Origin of the sequence: Pectobacterium punjabense, assembly GCF_012427845.1 — a bacterium.
Classification (GTDB): Bacteria; Pseudomonadota; Gammaproteobacteria; order Enterobacterales; family Enterobacteriaceae; genus Pectobacterium; species Pectobacterium punjabense.
This window is the reverse complement of record NZ_CP038498.1, coordinates 508,901-523,455: the sequence shown is the minus strand read 5'-3', so window position 1 is coordinate 523,455 and position 14,555 is coordinate 508,901. Positions and strand designations below refer to the sequence as shown.

The 14,555-nt window shown below is 48.2% G+C and carries 19 protein-coding genes and 1 pseudogene; 8 read left to right on the top strand and 12 right to left on the bottom strand.

From position 1 onward, the window contains the following. Positions 1 to 143: 143 nt before the first annotated feature. A protein-coding gene (locus E2566_RS02425; protein ID WP_107171070.1) for an IS3 family transposase occupies positions 144 to 1,309 on the top strand; the annotation gives its coding sequence in 2 pieces (ribosomal slippage) (positions 144 to 390 and positions 390 to 1,309; 1,167 coding nt in all). A gap of 7 nt (positions 1,310 to 1,316) precedes the next feature. Here the strand turns inward: E2566_RS02425 and E2566_RS02420 are convergent. The 11 genes and pseudogenes from E2566_RS02420 to E2566_RS02370 form a co-directional block, all read right to left on the bottom strand. Then, positions 1,317 to 1,799, bottom strand: a pseudogene (locus E2566_RS02420) (DUF4942 domain-containing protein); the annotation flags it as partial. A gap of 117 nt (positions 1,800 to 1,916) precedes the next feature. Then, entirely contained in the window at positions 1,917 to 2,237 is a 321-nt protein-coding gene (locus tag E2566_RS02415; protein WP_107169475.1) for a TA system toxin CbtA family protein, read from the bottom strand. Between the two features lie 68 nt (positions 2,238 to 2,305). Beyond that, positions 2,306 to 2,641, bottom strand: coding sequence for a type IV toxin-antitoxin system YeeU family antitoxin (locus E2566_RS02410; RefSeq protein WP_107169474.1), 336 nt, complete (start codon positions 2,639 to 2,641; stop codon positions 2,306 to 2,308). 39 nt (positions 2,642 to 2,680) lie between these two features. Next, complete coding sequence (gene radC, locus E2566_RS02405) at positions 2,681 to 3,154, bottom strand: RadC family protein (RefSeq protein ID WP_107169473.1); 474 nt, start codon at positions 3,152 to 3,154, stop codon at positions 2,681 to 2,683. 84 nt (positions 3,155 to 3,238) lie between these two features. Beyond that, the gene (locus E2566_RS02400; protein WP_107169472.1) at positions 3,239 to 3,472 is read right to left on the bottom strand and encodes a hypothetical protein; all 234 of its coding nucleotides are present in this window, start codon (positions 3,470 to 3,472) and stop codon (positions 3,239 to 3,241) included. A 17-nt stretch (positions 3,473 to 3,489) separates the two neighbouring features. Next, the gene (locus tag E2566_RS02395; protein WP_107169471.1) at positions 3,490 to 3,963 is read right to left on the bottom strand and encodes a hypothetical protein; all 474 of its coding nucleotides are present in this window, start codon (positions 3,961 to 3,963) and stop codon (positions 3,490 to 3,492) included. Between the two features lie 35 nt (positions 3,964 to 3,998). Beyond that, a complete protein-coding gene (locus E2566_RS02390; RefSeq protein WP_240958791.1) occupies positions 3,999 to 4,571 on the bottom strand; it encodes a hypothetical protein in 573 nt (190 codons plus the stop codon). Between the two features lie 178 nt (positions 4,572 to 4,749). Then, a complete protein-coding gene (locus tag E2566_RS02385; protein WP_107169469.1) occupies positions 4,750 to 5,448 on the bottom strand; it encodes a DeoR family transcriptional regulator in 699 nt (232 codons plus the stop codon). Between the two features lie 225 nt (positions 5,449 to 5,673). Beyond that, entirely contained in the window at positions 5,674 to 6,495 is an 822-nt protein-coding gene (locus E2566_RS02380) for a DUF932 domain-containing protein (protein ID WP_107169468.1), read from the bottom strand. 84 nt (positions 6,496 to 6,579) lie between these two features. Next, on the bottom strand, positions 6,580 to 7,455 hold the full coding sequence (locus E2566_RS02375; protein WP_107169467.1) for a GTPase family protein: 876 nt from the start codon (positions 7,453 to 7,455) through the stop codon (positions 6,580 to 6,582). A gap of 102 nt (positions 7,456 to 7,557) precedes the next feature. Next, positions 7,558 to 8,409: a hypothetical protein gene (locus E2566_RS02370; RefSeq protein WP_133169863.1), complete on the bottom strand. Its 852-nt coding sequence runs from the start codon at positions 8,407 to 8,409 to the stop codon at positions 7,558 to 7,560. A gap of 427 nt (positions 8,410 to 8,836) precedes the next feature. Here E2566_RS02370 and E2566_RS02365 point away from each other — a divergent pair, with 427 nt between their 5' ends. The 5 genes from E2566_RS02365 (at position 8,837) to E2566_RS02350 (ending at position 11,069) form a co-directional block, all read left to right on the top strand. After that, complete coding sequence (locus tag E2566_RS02365; protein WP_107169465.1) at positions 8,837 to 9,049, top strand: helix-turn-helix transcriptional regulator; 213 nt, start codon at positions 8,837 to 8,839, stop codon at positions 9,047 to 9,049. Positions 9,050 to 9,154: 105 nt separating this feature from the next. Continuing rightward, complete coding sequence (locus E2566_RS02360) at positions 9,155 to 9,652, top strand: secretoglobin family protein (RefSeq protein ID WP_240618631.1); 498 nt, start codon at positions 9,155 to 9,157, stop codon at positions 9,650 to 9,652. 44 nt (positions 9,653 to 9,696) lie between these two features. After that, positions 9,697 to 9,960 (top strand): DUF7828 domain-containing protein, encoded by a 264-nt coding sequence (locus E2566_RS02355; RefSeq protein WP_436971775.1) that lies wholly within the window; start codon positions 9,697 to 9,699, stop codon positions 9,958 to 9,960. A 39-nt stretch (positions 9,961 to 9,999) separates the two neighbouring features. Further along, positions 10,000 to 10,074: a putative zinc ribbon protein gene (locus E2566_RS22070; RefSeq protein ID WP_436971776.1), complete on the top strand. Its 75-nt coding sequence runs from the start codon at positions 10,000 to 10,002 to the stop codon at positions 10,072 to 10,074. A 383-nt stretch (positions 10,075 to 10,457) separates the two neighbouring features. Next, positions 10,458 to 11,069, top strand: coding sequence for an inovirus Gp2 family protein (locus E2566_RS02350; RefSeq protein ID WP_039503049.1), 612 nt, complete (start codon positions 10,458 to 10,460; stop codon positions 11,067 to 11,069). 5 nt (positions 11,070 to 11,074) lie between these two features. Here E2566_RS02350 and E2566_RS02345 read toward each other — a convergent pair whose 3' ends face one another. Continuing rightward, positions 11,075 to 11,875 carry an alpha/beta fold hydrolase gene (locus tag E2566_RS02345; RefSeq protein ID WP_107169464.1) on the bottom strand — a complete coding sequence of 267 codons (801 nt, stop codon included), beginning with the start codon at positions 11,873 to 11,875 and terminating at the stop codon, positions 11,075 to 11,077. A gap of 187 nt (positions 11,876 to 12,062) precedes the next feature. Between E2566_RS02345 and E2566_RS02340 the strand changes: the two genes are divergently transcribed. Continuing rightward, the gene (locus E2566_RS02340; RefSeq protein WP_107169463.1) at positions 12,063 to 12,965 is read left to right on the top strand and encodes an AraC family transcriptional regulator; all 903 of its coding nucleotides are present in this window, start codon (positions 12,063 to 12,065) and stop codon (positions 12,963 to 12,965) included. A 572-nt stretch (positions 12,966 to 13,537) separates the two neighbouring features. Next, positions 13,538 to 14,506 (top strand): LysR family transcriptional regulator, encoded by a 969-nt coding sequence (locus tag E2566_RS02335; protein WP_107169462.1) that lies wholly within the window; start codon positions 13,538 to 13,540, stop codon positions 14,504 to 14,506. The last annotated feature ends 49 nt before the right edge of the window (positions 14,507 to 14,555 follow it).

Sequence of the window (14,555 nt, the reverse complement as noted above, 5' to 3'; positions counted from 1 at the left end):
GTCTATATGCCGTAAAGGTGATGGCGGTGCGTTGATCCTCAGCTGCACCAGGATATAAGACCCCGAAAGCTGTAGTGGTTTAATGAATTTGGCCACCTGATAAGAGGTGATATTCTTCATCTCATAACAACACAGGTGACACAATGAGAAGACGTTTCAGCCCCGAATTTAAGCGTGAATCTGCTCAGTTGGTTCTCGACCAAAATTACACTGTTATTGACGCCGCCAATGCCATGAATGTTGGCCTGTCGACTATGACGCGCTGGGTCAGACAGTTACGAGAAGAACGGCAAGGTAAATCACCAAAAGCGTCACCCATTACACCTGAACAGATTGAGATACGTGAGTTAAAGAAAAAACTACAACGTATTGAAATGGAAAACGAAATATTAAAAAAGGCTACCGCGCTCTTGATGTCAGACTCCCTGAACAATTCTCGTTAATCGGGAAACTCAAGACGCGTTATCCCGTGGCAACACTTTGTCATGTGTTCGGGGTTCATCGCAGCAGTTACAAATACTGGAAAGCACGACCAATCGAACCGGATGCCCACCGGATACATTGTCGCAGTCTGGTTCAGGAACTGCACTGCGCCAGCCATGGCTCCGCAGGAGCAAGAAGTATCGCAACCATGGCTACACTTAAGGGCTTCCGAATGGGACGCTGGCTGGCTCGTCAGTTGATGAAAGAGTTGGGACTTGTCAGTTGCCAGCAACCCGCGCACAGGTATAAGCGAGGAGGTCAGGAGCATGTTGCCGTCCCAAATTATCTTGATCGTCAGTTCGCAGTGACAGAACCCAATCAGGTATGGTGCGGCGATGTGACCTATATCTGGACAGGCAAGCGTTGGGCTTACCTTGCTGTTGTTCTCGATCTGTTTGCCAGAAAGCCGGTGGGTTGGGCAATGTCATTCTCACCCGACAGTAAGCTCACGTCTAAGGCACTCGATATGGCTTGGGAAACCCGAGACAAACCTGCGGGTGTCATGTTCCATAGTGATCAGGGTAGTCATTATACAAGCAGGCAGTTCCGGCAGTTGCTGTGGCGCTATCGGATCAAACAGAGCATGAGCCGACGCGGGAACTGCTGGGATAACAGTCCGATGGAACGGTTCTTTAGAAGCCTGAAAAATGAGTGGATACCCGTAATGGGCTATATGAACTTCAGCGAAGCCGCTCACGCTATCACGGACTACATCGTGGGATATTACAGCTCACTCAGGCCGCATGACTATAACGGTGGGTTGCCCCCAAACGAATCGGAAAACCGATACTGGAAAAACTCTAACACGGTGGCCAGTTTTTGTTGACCACTACAGTCTTGTAATCCCACGATAGCCCTTTGAATACGTTGATGACCCCACGCTCGAATACTTCCAGCTTGCTCTGGTGAAGTTGCTCAAAGGTGCTGAGGATATTGGCTTCACTGATGGCCGGTAGCTCCCCTTCATCGAGATTTTTATGCCACTGGCTGCGAGCTTCAGCATCCATCAGCGACAACATGCCGGATTTCAGCATCAGGTCGCGCCAGATATTGCGATCCAGTGTGCGGGTGATGGCTGACATCGCCTTGTTGGGTGCTTCTGTTAGCCAGCAGTCGTAGCGATGCCCTTGCTTTAACGCCCAGTCTCCAGCCGTGCCGCCGCCAATAGTTGCTGTTAGTGTTGAGATCGCCCGTAGCTGGTTGAGGAGCTGTTCTATCTGTTGCAGCGCGGTATCACGTCCAGTCACGATACGTTCGATATTGGTCGAGCAAATCAGCTCGGTGTGTTCGGTTAAAACCTCGGGTTCAATTTGCATCATTTGTGGTCCATACATAAAAGCAAATGCGCCAGCCCTTACCGGCTGGCGCATTATGCATCGGGGAGAGAGATAAATAGGATTGGTGTGGTGTTACTGGAAAACAGCTCGGGATTTTTATGCCTTAAGTAAGCCCGTTGCACGTCTGGCGCGAAGGATGTCGACAGTCGTGAGAAACGGTGATTGCTCCTGCCAGTTAAAGCCGTTGCGATCGATGCGTACCAGTTCGTATTTCTCCACCAGAAAATTGACGGCATTGGCCAGCGTGATGCCTGCATCGATATGCGCCTGAATTACGTTTTCCTCACAGAACGGTGTGTCGTTCAGCGTCAGGCCGTAGTGCTTTTCCAGCAGGTAGGTCAGCAGTTGTTGCCAGACGGTTATAGGTGACGGACAGGGGTTATCCTCCCGTGGAGGGATTGCCGGTGATGTTTGCATAGGAATACTCTCTACAGGTTAAGTCGTTAACATCAGGAAAATGCTCAGGATGGGAGAGACGTTGCAGGTTATTCTGCTGTTGCCGAAGAGGGATAGATAACAATATACACGTAGCCAACACTGCCCAGCGTATCGGCTTCACAGATCCATTCGTTGCAATGCAGCGTGACGCAGTTCTGCTGACGGGGATTCAGTTCCCCCATGCGTAGCTTCTGTTCCAACAGCTTAATTAGCTCAGGGAAGCAACGTTCCAGACTTTGGGCTTCTGTTTTGCTAAACGTACCGATAAAGCTGGCCCGGTCTGCCAGATAGTGCAGACGGTTACCTTCCTGCACCAGTCTGGCTCCGAATCGCGGAGTGACAGCACTTTTTAGTCCCCATTCCGGGGTCTCCGATGATGGCATGATGGTTTCCTTATAAAAGTGCGGTGGTAAATGTGCTCATCACAGCCAGCCACGTTCAGCGAACGACACTACCTCAGCGCCGCCGACAACCAGATGATCGAGGACTCTGACGTCGAGTTGTGACAGTGAGTCCTTCAGCTTGTCAGTGATATGGCGGTCAGCCTGACTGGGCTCGGCACAGCCGGAAGGATGATTGTGTGCCAGTATCACGGCGGCGGCGTTATGACGCAGGGCCGCTTTGAGAATTTCACGCGGATGCACTTCGGTACTGTTGATACCACCCAGCGCGATAACTTCCTTTTCTATCAGACGGTGTTGGTTATCCAGATACAGCACCATAAAGACTTCACGCTCCAGGTTGCTGAGTTCCAGCATTAACCAGCTTTTAGTGTCCTCAGAGGTTTTGAACTGCCGCGCATTTTTACGCACGCGTTTTTCCAGCAGGCACAACGCCATCTGGATGATGCGCTGCTCTCTGGACGCGATGCCGCCAGCCCATGAATTGCATGACATGATGATTCCTTAATAAATAAAGCGCCCCCGCTGCATAAGCAACAGGGGCAGGGATGGATTTACTTTGTGTGGTTAACGCTATCACTAGCGTCGGGAAAACCAGCGTAGTACTTTGGCGAATACGGTTACACCGACAAACAGCCCTATCGGGATACCCAGAAACGGTGTCAGTGCCACGCTGGCAACGCCTGCGGTTCCGCTGCCGGTTAGCAACCCTGCAACAGTGGCGATAACCAGTCCAATAAGGCTGTCCGAGATACCGGTTTTACTTAAGATAATGACAACCACGACAATAACGATGATGGCAATAATGGGCATAGCGTTACCTCTCCCGATTATTCCCGGTGTGTCGTGGCACATGACGAGATATCAGCCAGTACCTTTTGCACGTTTTTCTGCCTGAGCTCCCAGGCACCCACATGCCGGTCATTGAGATAAACGTCAAACTGCGTTGCGCTGCCAATCGCCTCAATAAAAGCGAACCAGGCATTATCCGCATTACGCCATCCTAACGAGGACGGAATACCGTACTGTTGGTCATCGATAACGACGACGATATACACCTCGGTGGAAAAATGGGAATCGACACTCTGACCACCGGCAGGCGACACCGCCACGCTGTGTTGCAGCGTGTTGTCCTCGTCGGGGTTGCCGGTACAGTTAACGGTAAAGACACTGCCTGCGGTATTGGCTATCCGATATTCGGTGATACCCTGACCAGAATCGGCACTCCACAGGTTAGGTACGGCCTGTGCGGATAACGGCAACAGCAGTGCGCCTGCAAACAGAAGTGAAGGGATGCGTTTCATGCGGGTTCCTCTGTATGAATGGACACGTCTCAGGGTTAGTAGCCGTAACGGCGGTGGTGCTCTTTGTTGAAGCCGTCTGCCAGCCATTTACCCAGTTTCTGTTCTTGTTCACGTTTCTGAGCCTTAATTTCCGCCATCTTTTTCTGGTCGATACACTTTTCTGGAATACTCAGCAATAACGTCGGCTGCTCGGGTTTGCCGTCGGCAAAATTGGCGTTGAAGTAGACCTTTGTGTCGGTAATTTCATAGGTACAGTTGCTGGTTTTGTTACCACGATAGACCACTTCTAGGTCACCTGATGTTTTTGACCGCGTATTCATATTTACCCGAGAAAGGGTTTTGGCCTTTTTATTCGCCAGAAACAGTGGCCCGTAGCCATCTCTGACAAAAAACTGCTCAGTCCAGGGATAGTTAAAAATCGTTCTGCCTCTATAGGTCATGCGGATTAACTGGTCATCACTCAGCCCATCAGGGTTGGTCCAGCCAAGTCTTTTGAAGGTAAGCCAGGTGACCTGAGCAGGAAGCTCGGTTTCGGCCTGAGCGGAGAAGGTCGCCAGTAGCCCGATTATCAGCCATCCCCGTTTGCCCGGAAGGTATGTAAACATCATCGTATCCTTTATGTTGAAGTCATCATGAATATCGTCAAGACAGGGCTGTGCCTGTCCGTGACGCCAGGTGTGGTCCTTCACTGAACTGCCCGGTAACGGCCTCTGTGTGCCGCTACGAGTACTGTCCTTTTTTATCCGTTTTTCTGGTTTTCTCTGGTGTTGGCATCGCGTCCCTGACTTATGTGGTCGGAGACGTGCCGAAGGTGGTGAGTACATCGTGAATAAAGCGAAAATGCGGCAATGCCGTGATGAAGCCGGATTGTGTGGTCAGATGGCAGATATCATCGCGGCGCTGGAATGACTCGGTGGACACCGTCACGCCGTGAATCTCATGCAGTGGCAGGACCAGAAGATGCCCCAGCGATTCAGCCACCAGATACCACTCGCCATACAGGCAGATAAGCCGATAAGGCGATAACCCGTCATAGCGCTGGCCGTCGGCCAGAACGGTGACTCGTAGCTGCTCGCCAATTGCCCGAGTCAGACGGTAAAAATGCCCCGGCAATGTCGGCGTACCGCGCTGGGGAGGATGCCAGACCAGACAGGGTGCGTCCTCACCGCTGTCCAACAGGGTGTTAACCAGCCGGTTATCCAGACCGGGAAACACGTTCTCCATCCCGGTCTGTCGGACAAACATCAGCACATCCTGCCCATGCCGTGTCGGGTTATGGTGCTCCGGCAAACGGCAAAGACCGTTGCGGTATTCCAGGTCGAGATACATCAGCCGTTCACGAAAGTCTCGCCGCAAGGTACGGGCAGACACGCCAAACTCTGCTGCCAGTTTTCTGACGCTCAGCGTTTCGCCCGCCAGTAATCGGCTGATTATCAATGACAGCCTGACGGCCAGCCGGTCATATCGGCGGTCAGCTTGTGTCATGGTGCAGCCTCCTGAGGCAATTAACGGAATGAAAATCCTGTGATTACTTTAAAGAGGGGCGTGGTCAGGGTATGGACACTATGAAAAATATTTTTATTTTCAGTAAGAAAGCCAGTGGGATGCGGCCTGAGGGGCGATTGAGGTAAACAAGCTATGAGGGCAAACGCTAACGGTCGGACACACCCTGTCCAGGTGGTTACAGACTGATAACACGTTGCCCATCACTCACTGGCATGTTTCCAGCATGGTTTCTGCCATCACCCACAGCGCCCGGTTGAGTTTGATATCGCCATCAATCCCTTTGACGGCTCGCGTACGGGACTGCCTTCCCTGCACGGAGCGACCAGTCAGCCCGCCTTTTATCAGGTTCTCCTGTACCCGTTGATAGGTGGTCCACAGGTCGTTGGATTCATCCTGCCAGCGGCGTGGAGCCAGTATCTGCGCTGCTGTGACTGGCTGGTGGTCTTCACCAAAGCGGTAGGTTAGTGCCGCTTGAGCCAGCGCCACCTGAGCCGGTGGCGGCAACAGCAGTGACTGCATCGCATCCCGCTTCTCATCAATACGCTCAAAGGTGTCCAGCACTTCATAAGCCCCTTCAATCACCCGCCCAACCACATCGCCTTTGTGTGGCACCCGAACCTCACCCAACGATTCACCACAAATCAGGCCGTTCTGACACACACTGCGAAACAGCCCCGGCAACATCTGGTAAGAGCTTGAGCCGTCATGACTGTTCAGCAGAATAATTTCCGGCACCTGATGGCCGGTGATTTGTCCTTCCCGGCGCAGGCGTAGCATATGTTTGGTGTGCTCGCGTTTGCCGATATCCCTGACGCGGGTCTGGCAGGCAAAGAAGGGCTGGAACCCTTCACGCTGGAGGCTATCCAGCAGGGTGATGGTCGGGATGCAGGTGTAGCGTTCACTGCGCGACGCATGCTTGTCCTCACTAAACACGCTGGGGACCACGCGGAACAATTCATCGTGTGTTAACGGTCGGTCACGGCGGATAACATTGGCGGCACCAAAGCGGGAAGCTAAACGAACCATAGGAATGTCCTCAGAAAAAGAATAAATAAAAGCCCTGCCGCAAAAGCGACAGGGCCAGATGGGAATAAAAAGGTTAGATGTTGCCTAGAACAGCAAGGACCACAATGAACGGGCGAGTGACACCACGGTTTGTTTGAGGCCGCCGATAAGTATTTTTAGTGGTGCGGGGACGGCAGGTAGCGCAATCACGCTATCAAGTATGTCGCCAACCGATTGGGCAAAATCATCCCGAGCCCGACTCTCAATAGCCACTGAACGCCAATTGGGTTGTAGTCGGGCCGACAACGGACTACTGGCCTTAGGCGGTAAACACTGAAACAGCGTCTCCACCATTGCTGCCATGCCCCAGCCGGTTTTTACCGACACGGCGCAGACCGGATGGGTCGGAAAGAAGGTAGAACGCACGGCGACACGACGGGCATAAATATTGCCTGACTGATTGAGTGAGGGTTGCTGTGTGTCCCTGTCCCACTCGTGGCAAGGCTCCAGCTTATCAACCTGATTCAGGACAAACAGTACTTTGTCACGGTAGCGCTCACCGATAACGGTGCGATAGATATGCTGGTCAATGGCAAGCGCTCGGTCATCGGCCTTGAGTAACCAGAGGACAATATCAACGCGCGGCAGCCAGTGCTGGTAGAGTGCGGCATAGTCACGATCCCTATCCTCACTCTCACCGACACCGGGTAAATCGACAAACAGGATGCTGCGTTGCCCTGATAACAGCCGGAACGTAAGAGCCTGCCGGGTGCAGGCACTGTTATCACTGACCGGGGACACTTCCCCCTGAAACAATGCATTACACAGACTGGATTTACCCACACCGGTTTTTCCCATAATGCCGATGATGGGTTCGTATTGGATCAGTTGTTCAATGTGGTCAATGACGCGCTGATGCAGGCTATCTGGCAATACTGACAGCGACGTCTGTATCTCTCGCAGATTCTCGTGGTTGGGCATAAGGATTTCTCAGACAGACAGAACAGTGTGGCGGCTATTGAAAACCGCCACAGATTGGGGTGTGCATGGGGATAATATCTATCTGAGAAAAATCTAATAACATCAAGTCGCGTCCACTATGATGATCTTGTTCTTCTTGACATATTCAATTTCATCTTTTGAATATTTTCGTATTTTAACACCTGCAAAAAAAAAGTATTGATTGTAGGCTCTTATCGGCAACCAATATAAATAATGGAGTGGGGATATGCCCAGTTCTTTTTTTAAGATGTTTTTTATTGAATTTTCATAGATCGATAATACAGAAATCATTTTGATAGAGCTGTAATCTAGATAATACCTTGATTTGCTTGTTAAGTTTTCACTCACATCTAAAAAAGTAATTAAATATTTGAAATTGCAGTATTCATTGTCATCTCTATCCATATCGTTTTTTTTATATCTTTCAATTCTTATTTTTAAGGCCAGGATTTTTATGTTTTCATTTTCCAAGATACCTTTAACGTATATAGAGAAAAAACCATGTGTCTTTATCATTGTATTATAAATGACTGATATCCTTTCTTCTAATGCAAACAATTCGTTTCTCTGACTTACTTCATTGGGATCGTTATACTTGTCATCAATTACGACGGCGTCACTATTTAAAACAAACCAATTATCATCAAATATACAAAATTCTTTTATACCATATGTATACATTGATTTATACCATAACATGTATATTTCATCTGTTACGTTTTCACTTATTTTTTCTTTAAGATCATTATTTCTTGAAATTAAATCAAAGTTCTTTTCATTTAAAGCAAGATCAATCAACTCAGAAACAAACTTTGACTTAGATTTCTTCCTGTAAAAATAAAATGCATCATTTAAATTTTTCTCAACAGCCTTATCGATACTGAATGATACTACCGACGTATTCTTTCCTTTCTTCTCTTTCGTCTTTTTCACTCGTTCTACTCCCATGCTTTATCACATGTCATAACCAATACCCGTAACTGAGTGGGTAAGATACGCATACAGTAGATGTATCATACTCTGAGCTTAAAAAAGTTAATAACAATATGATTAAATTATTTAATATCAATGAGTTAAATGATGTTTTTTCGGGTTTTTAGTTAAAGCTTCCTGTGGAAGCCAGCAGTCAGTTTGCCCATTTTTTCGCATATAAATGGCGATGGTGGCGCTTGTAATCTTGATGTAAAGAATGGTGCAACCTGTTGAGTAGGAGGTCGCATCACAGTGAGGTGCCTCCCATGACAAGGACACTGTCACTGGGTCACAATATTTTTACAGATGGGTCAGTTGGTATAGCGGAGTCGGCAGGTAAGCAAAATCCCCGGCTCTGATATCTATTTACCAGCCGGAGAATACCAACATGGCAACGCAACCGACCTTACTGGAAGATCAGTTTATCGATATGAAATTTATCACCGCCCTCACTGAGATGACGGATAAGTGGTTTTATAAGTTGATTCAGGATGGCGATTTCCCTGCGCCCGTTAAATTTGGCCGAAGTTCCCGTTGGCTAAAGAGTGAGATTGAGGCCTGGCTACAAGAGAGCATTGCCAAATCTCGTAAGCAACGCTAACCCTCCTTTTATCCACTAATAACACCTTTTTAGTCAGCTATTACCATTATCCGCGCCAGCGGCGGTTTTCTGCTGCCTGAAATCCAGCATTGAAGGGAAATAACGATGAAAAAGACTCCACTACTTAATCATTATCAAACTTGGCTTGATGATTTTACCCGACTAAACCTGTGCCATGGATTATTTCAACAGTCGATAACACTGTGGCACAAGCTGACGATTGCATCATGCCAGCAAGAAGATGGCAACATATCCGTTATTGTTATTCCACAATATCTGCTCCAGGTTATACGCACAGAGCAGGTAGTAGATTGCAATATTATTCCTCAACTGATTAAGCATATTGATTACCCCTTGCTTCCAGGCGTGCTATTCAGTGAATGTTGCCGGTTGGGAAGAAGAAAGCTGACAGAACAATTAAAAATGCTATTCCGATTGCATACGCAACCGGAGATGCGTCATGCCCTAATACTGCTGTGCTGGTGTGATCTCATCACTGGTAGCGATTTGGATGAATGGTATTCACTACACTTGCCTGACGCTGATGAGTTAAAAAGTGGATATCAGCACGACAAGAAAATTACCGAGGATTGGCAACGCTGACGAAGGATTACATTGAAGCCACCCAGCCATTGTGAAGGTGGGCTATGCGTATAGAAAAATACCACATCGTACAGAGGAGTATCGGTGAAATCGCGGCAGCCCGTCAGGTCGATTCTGCTGACGATGAGTGGTGCTGCCATCACTGTCGGTGTCCGTTGATATTTCATCCTGCAACGGTAATGTCGCCTGTATGGTTTGAGCATGTCATTACTGCTGGTGATCCCGAAGCGCTATTACATTGCGCTTACCTTGTCTCAAAGGATCAAACGTCCTCCAATATGAAGCAATTGCAAAGGCTTATTGCGTAGCTACCACCCGTTCAGCGGGTTACACACTGGCGATGCACAATGTGTGGTAGCCACTACCGGGGGAAGAAACAGTGTTCACTGTGCAAGACAGGCATTTACAGCAGGGAAATATAATTGCCTGAAAGGCTGAAATACAGGCTCTACAGAGGCTTCTCAAACATAACACGTACCGAATCGTCTTCAGACGTTTTGGTACGTTAACAGGCCATAGTATGAGCAGGATAACTTCGGAGTAAAAATTAACCTGATTTTCTCGGGTAACACCATACGCCACAGGTATCAATCGGGTGTGCTTGATGACGGATTGGTATTATTAACTATATGATATAATTAAATTATCTATCACTGGTAACCAGGCAGGTGGTCATTCGCATAATACAGGTGTAATTCCTCTTACTGCTACTTCAGCACTATCCCTGCAAATCACTCAACCCATTAATCAGGCCACTACGGGTAAGGCTATGCCCTGCCTGTAGCAATCTTATAAGTGAAAAACCATGATAGATAACATTCGTATTGATCAGAGCCAAGCTCCGTTCAATGAGGCTTATCTGCAACGCATGATTAGCGTGATAAATAACGCAGTGGCCGAGCATCCGCGCACCATGGCAATAAGGGTAGATTTACGCTTGCCAGACGATGAATTCAATGCACGCCAGGGCTTGATGTCCCGTTTCATTGAATCACTGGATGCAAAGATTGAAGCACGATATCGAAGTAAGCAGAAACAAGGGACACGGACATACCCCTGCCATTTACGTCATCTCTGGGTACGCGAAGTTGGAGAGGAAAACCGAAAATCCCATTATCATGTTGTCTTGTTCGTCAACAAAGACACCTTCAGCAGCCTGGGAAGGTATGACGAAAGCGGAACGGGGCTAGCATCGTTGATACAAACAGCATGGCTGAGTGGGTTAGGTCTTAGTAACCAACCAAGCTACCGGACGCTGGTACACTTCCCTAAAAGCCCTCTCTATTATCTGGATATCAACACTGAAGATTATCAAACGATTTATGATCGACTGACGTTCAGAGTGAGCTACTTCGCCAAACAGCGAACCAAATCGTATTGCAGGGAAGAACGGTCGTTTGGGTGCAGTCAGCGTTGATGCGCTCAATCGGCTGATGGAACGCCCCCCCTTTCAGTTTCTTTCATAAACGCTGAAACGGTATGGTGCACTTCCGGATGATCCGCCCAGTAAACATGCTTACTTTTGTCTACAATTAACAATCGAGCCGTCGGTATTCTGGCCGCTAGGATTTCCGAATTACCGGGATGGGTAATACCGTCTTCGCTTCCATGTATTACAAGTGTTGGGGATGTAATGGATAGAGCAATATCCCACGAGTCATGTTCTTCAGATGCGCGCATATGCCATAAAAAAGTATTCATATCGTGCGGATTTGGTGCACCAGACATGGCCTGTTCTGGATGCTCTTTGGACCAAGATTTCGGATAACACAGGGCTTGCAGGGTGATGGTATCGTTTTCTTTCATCGCTTTTGTTGCCTCCGCTGAGCGGGGGATGCCCTGTTTTCCTCCGACAGACGAGGCTCCGATAATAAGAGCTCCGGTCGCATCAGGTCTGTCCACGGCAAACCACTGCGCCACGCGTCCCCCCATTGAGTGCCCGTAAACATGAGCTCGTGCAACGCCAGCAGCCTGAAGTACTGCAAAGGCGTCGCGCGCAAAATCCCGTGTTGACCACGCACCTGTAAAATTACTTCCACTTTTACCGGTTCCACGATGATCATATACAATTACCGGCCTTTCGGCTGAAAAATCATCAATGACATAGTTCCACACTGAGTGGTCACAACCATTACCTGCAATCAATAAAACAGGTACTCCGCCTCCATGGCCTCGCACGTCGTACCATAAAGCAGTGCCGTCAAAACTATGAGCATAAGGCATCGGGATGTTCTCCTGTTGAACTATCAGTAAAACTGGATGGATGAGTGTGGCTCTGACGATGAAAATACATGGTTTACTTCTCGTCGACACGATATAAATCAGACGAGATAATGCTTAAATTGGACAGGTATACCATAAGCAGGCTGGCACTGTGCCAACTCTCTGCCCCCGTTGCTAAAGGTGAAAGATGCACGATACACGTAATGGTACCAGCGTTGCCTCACTCAACTATAAACCTGAAAAATATCCATCTCACGACATGGAAATATTCAGAATGTCAGAGTTAAGGAAACGTGTTCACCCTAGCCAGTTATCGGGTAGCCGTAAATATTATTTCTACATGATGCTACTGGTGACCAACGGAACTGTTTGTCAGATGATTGACTGTAGTCCCGTAGACTGCCGTCCAGGCACGCTGATTATGATAAGGCCAGGGCAAGTACATCATCTTGGCAACGGAAACGACTGGGATGGGTGGCTGATATTGTTCAGGTCTGAAATATTGCCGCCGCTGCGGTCAACATTCCAGAGCACTCTCAGCAAGGATATTAGGCAGATTAACAGCTTAGCACTTACAGGAGACAATTTTTTCACGATTGAACACGCCGTACGTCAGATGTCTGCTGATATACGGAACTGTACTGAACAGTTGTGTCTGAACCAACTTTTGTATCATCAGTTGGGGGCGCTTATCACCCGCCTTAGTATGCTGAGCAAACAGAAGGAAAGGACGTCTTCTGAGGAAACACGGGATCATCAGCGTTTCAGGCAGTTTACTCACCTGATTGAAGAAAATTTAGGAGCCTGGCATCAGGTTAATCAGTATGCCAAAGCAATGAATTGCTCCAGTAAGAGTCTGACGCGTGCTACTACCGCGATTGCTGGCTGCAGCGCAAAGTCATACCTTTCTGACTGTATCTGTCTGGAGGCCAAGAGGTTACTGGCACACACGCCTGCTTCGGTAAACTTCATCAGCCAGCTACTAGGATTTGATGAACCAACCCACTTCGTAAAATTTTTTAAAAGCTGCGTTGGGCTGACACCTGTCGGCTTTCGTGAATCGCTGGAAAAAACAGGCCTGAGACGGTAATTCTAGAATATAGATGCACATGACTGTCAGAGACCATTCAGTGAATACTTTATTCAGCTTAGTTCACCATATAGTAAAGCTGCGAATCAAGTCGGCGGTTAAAATACGGAATTTTATATTTATAGTAGTTGAACCCGCTCAGATCGCTGGTCTAAATAGTCATAGCGTTCCGACCCGCGCAGCGACAGCACGTAAAATACCTGTGAGAATGTGATGAAGGAAAAAGGTTAAAGCTGAGTGAGGGTTTCTGGAGATCAATGTACCACGCCTGACAGAAAGGATGTGCCGCAATCTGTACCAGAATGACGGCATAAGGCAGCTTCATGCCCAGTATCCAGCCACCATAAATACAGCAACCAAAAGCGAGGCTGTTAATTTAACATCGATCCTCGCATCATCCTTGGCATCAAAAATGTCATACCTTGTCCGCGCAGACAATCGCGTGAGCGAACTGCTGCCGTGGCGCGTTGTACTGCCAACTGAATAATCTACGACCGTCAATACGTCTCCCACTACGCTTACCTTGATATCATGGTCATTGCTGAACGCTATGAACTGAGGAGAGAAAATAGATGAATACGCCCAATCTGTCTGGATATCTGAATCAGTTTCAGGTACTTATTAAAGTTGCTGAAACAGGAAATTTGTCAAGGGCAGCAAGAGAGTTGGGGCTAACGCCCTCTGCGGTGAGCAAAAGCCTTACTCAGCTCGAAAGCGTGGTTGGAAACGAGCTTATTTCCCGTGAAACGCGCCCATTTCAGTTAACTGCAAGTGGACGACGAATACTGCAGGTAGCTCATCGCGTTCTTACAGACATTGAAGGGCTAGCCGCGGGAAACTATGCCAGCAATGTGCAAACAGAAACTCTACGGATCAGTTGTTCGGTTGCCTTTGGCTGTATGCATATTCCGCGGATTTCAGGTGAGTTTCAGAGTTTGCATCCAGGGATCGGTATCCATGTCACTCTCGACGATCGGATTATTAATCTTGCACGAGATGAGTTTGATATTGCGTTAAGGATTTCCTCGGAAGCCTCACAGAGTGGAGAAAATGATGAGAGTTTAATGGATATCAGCTGGTTTTATTGTGCTTCACCGGTGTACCTGAAGCGCCATCCTCCCATTAGCACGCCAGCAGATTTACGCTTCCATCAATGCCTAGTTTATCCACAAATGACCAGTGAAGGGCGATGGACTTTTCACCACAGGGGAAAGAGTGAAACGGTAAGAGTGGTTCCTCATTTTTCGTGCAACTCAAGCCTGTTGCTGCTGCAAAGAGCACTAGCGCATGGAGGAGTTGCCTGCCTTCCGAATTATCTTGTTAGCCATTATGTCGATTCCGGCAAGTTGATACGTGTGTTGCCCGAACATGATCCGGGCGTTACACATCGCTTGCAGGCAATAATTTCCCCTTCATCGCAGGGCGGCAAAAGTACGGGGCGCTTTATCGACTTTCTGAAAAAGACGTTGCGGAAAAAATGTGATGACGCGCTGATCGCTGACGACAATATATGTGAATCCTATTCACAGTTTAAGCGATAACACACCACGGGTCACAATTCACTATCGTTATCATGGAAACATGATTGTC

Coding starts and splice junctions, on each gene's coding strand:
- E2566_RS02415 (WP_107169475.1), bottom strand. CDS start 2,237: ATGCAAACATCACCGGCAATCCCTCCACGGGAGGATAACCCCTGTCCG.
- E2566_RS02410 (WP_107169474.1), bottom strand. CDS start 2,641: ATGCCATCATCGGAGACCCCGGAATGGGGACTAAAAAGTGCTGTCACT.
- radC (WP_107169473.1), bottom strand. CDS start 3,154: ATGTCATGCAATTCATGGGCTGGCGGCATCGCGTCCAGAGAGCAGCGC.
- E2566_RS02400 (WP_107169472.1), bottom strand. CDS start 3,472: ATGCCCATTATTGCCATCATCGTTATTGTCGTGGTTGTCATTATCTTA.
- E2566_RS02395 (WP_107169471.1), bottom strand. CDS start 3,963: ATGAAACGCATCCCTTCACTTCTGTTTGCAGGCGCACTGCTGTTGCCG.
- E2566_RS02390 (WP_240958791.1), bottom strand. CDS start 4,571: ATGATGTTTACATACCTTCCGGGCAAACGGGGATGGCTGATAATCGGG.
- E2566_RS02385 (WP_107169469.1), bottom strand. CDS start 5,448: ATGACACAAGCTGACCGCCGATATGACCGGCTGGCCGTCAGGCTGTCA.
- E2566_RS02380 (WP_107169468.1), bottom strand. CDS start 6,495: ATGGTTCGTTTAGCTTCCCGCTTTGGTGCCGCCAATGTTATCCGCCGT.
- E2566_RS02375 (WP_107169467.1), bottom strand. CDS start 7,455: ATGCCCAACCACGAGAATCTGCGAGAGATACAGACGTCGCTGTCAGTA.
- E2566_RS02365 (WP_107169465.1), top strand. CDS start 8,837: ATGGCAACGCAACCGACCTTACTGGAAGATCAGTTTATCGATATGAAA.
- E2566_RS02360 (WP_240618631.1), top strand. CDS start 9,155: ATGAAAAAGACTCCACTACTTAATCATTATCAAACTTGGCTTGATGAT.
- E2566_RS02355 (WP_436971775.1), top strand. CDS start 9,697: ATGCGTATAGAAAAATACCACATCGTACAGAGGAGTATCGGTGAAATC.
- E2566_RS02350 (WP_039503049.1), top strand. CDS start 10,458: ATGATAGATAACATTCGTATTGATCAGAGCCAAGCTCCGTTCAATGAG.
- E2566_RS02345 (WP_107169464.1), bottom strand. CDS start 11,875: ATGCCTTATGCTCATAGTTTTGACGGCACTGCTTTATGGTACGACGTG.
- E2566_RS02340 (WP_107169463.1), top strand. CDS start 12,063: ATGCACGATACACGTAATGGTACCAGCGTTGCCTCACTCAACTATAAA.
- E2566_RS02335 (WP_107169462.1), top strand. CDS start 13,538: ATGAATACGCCCAATCTGTCTGGATATCTGAATCAGTTTCAGGTACTT.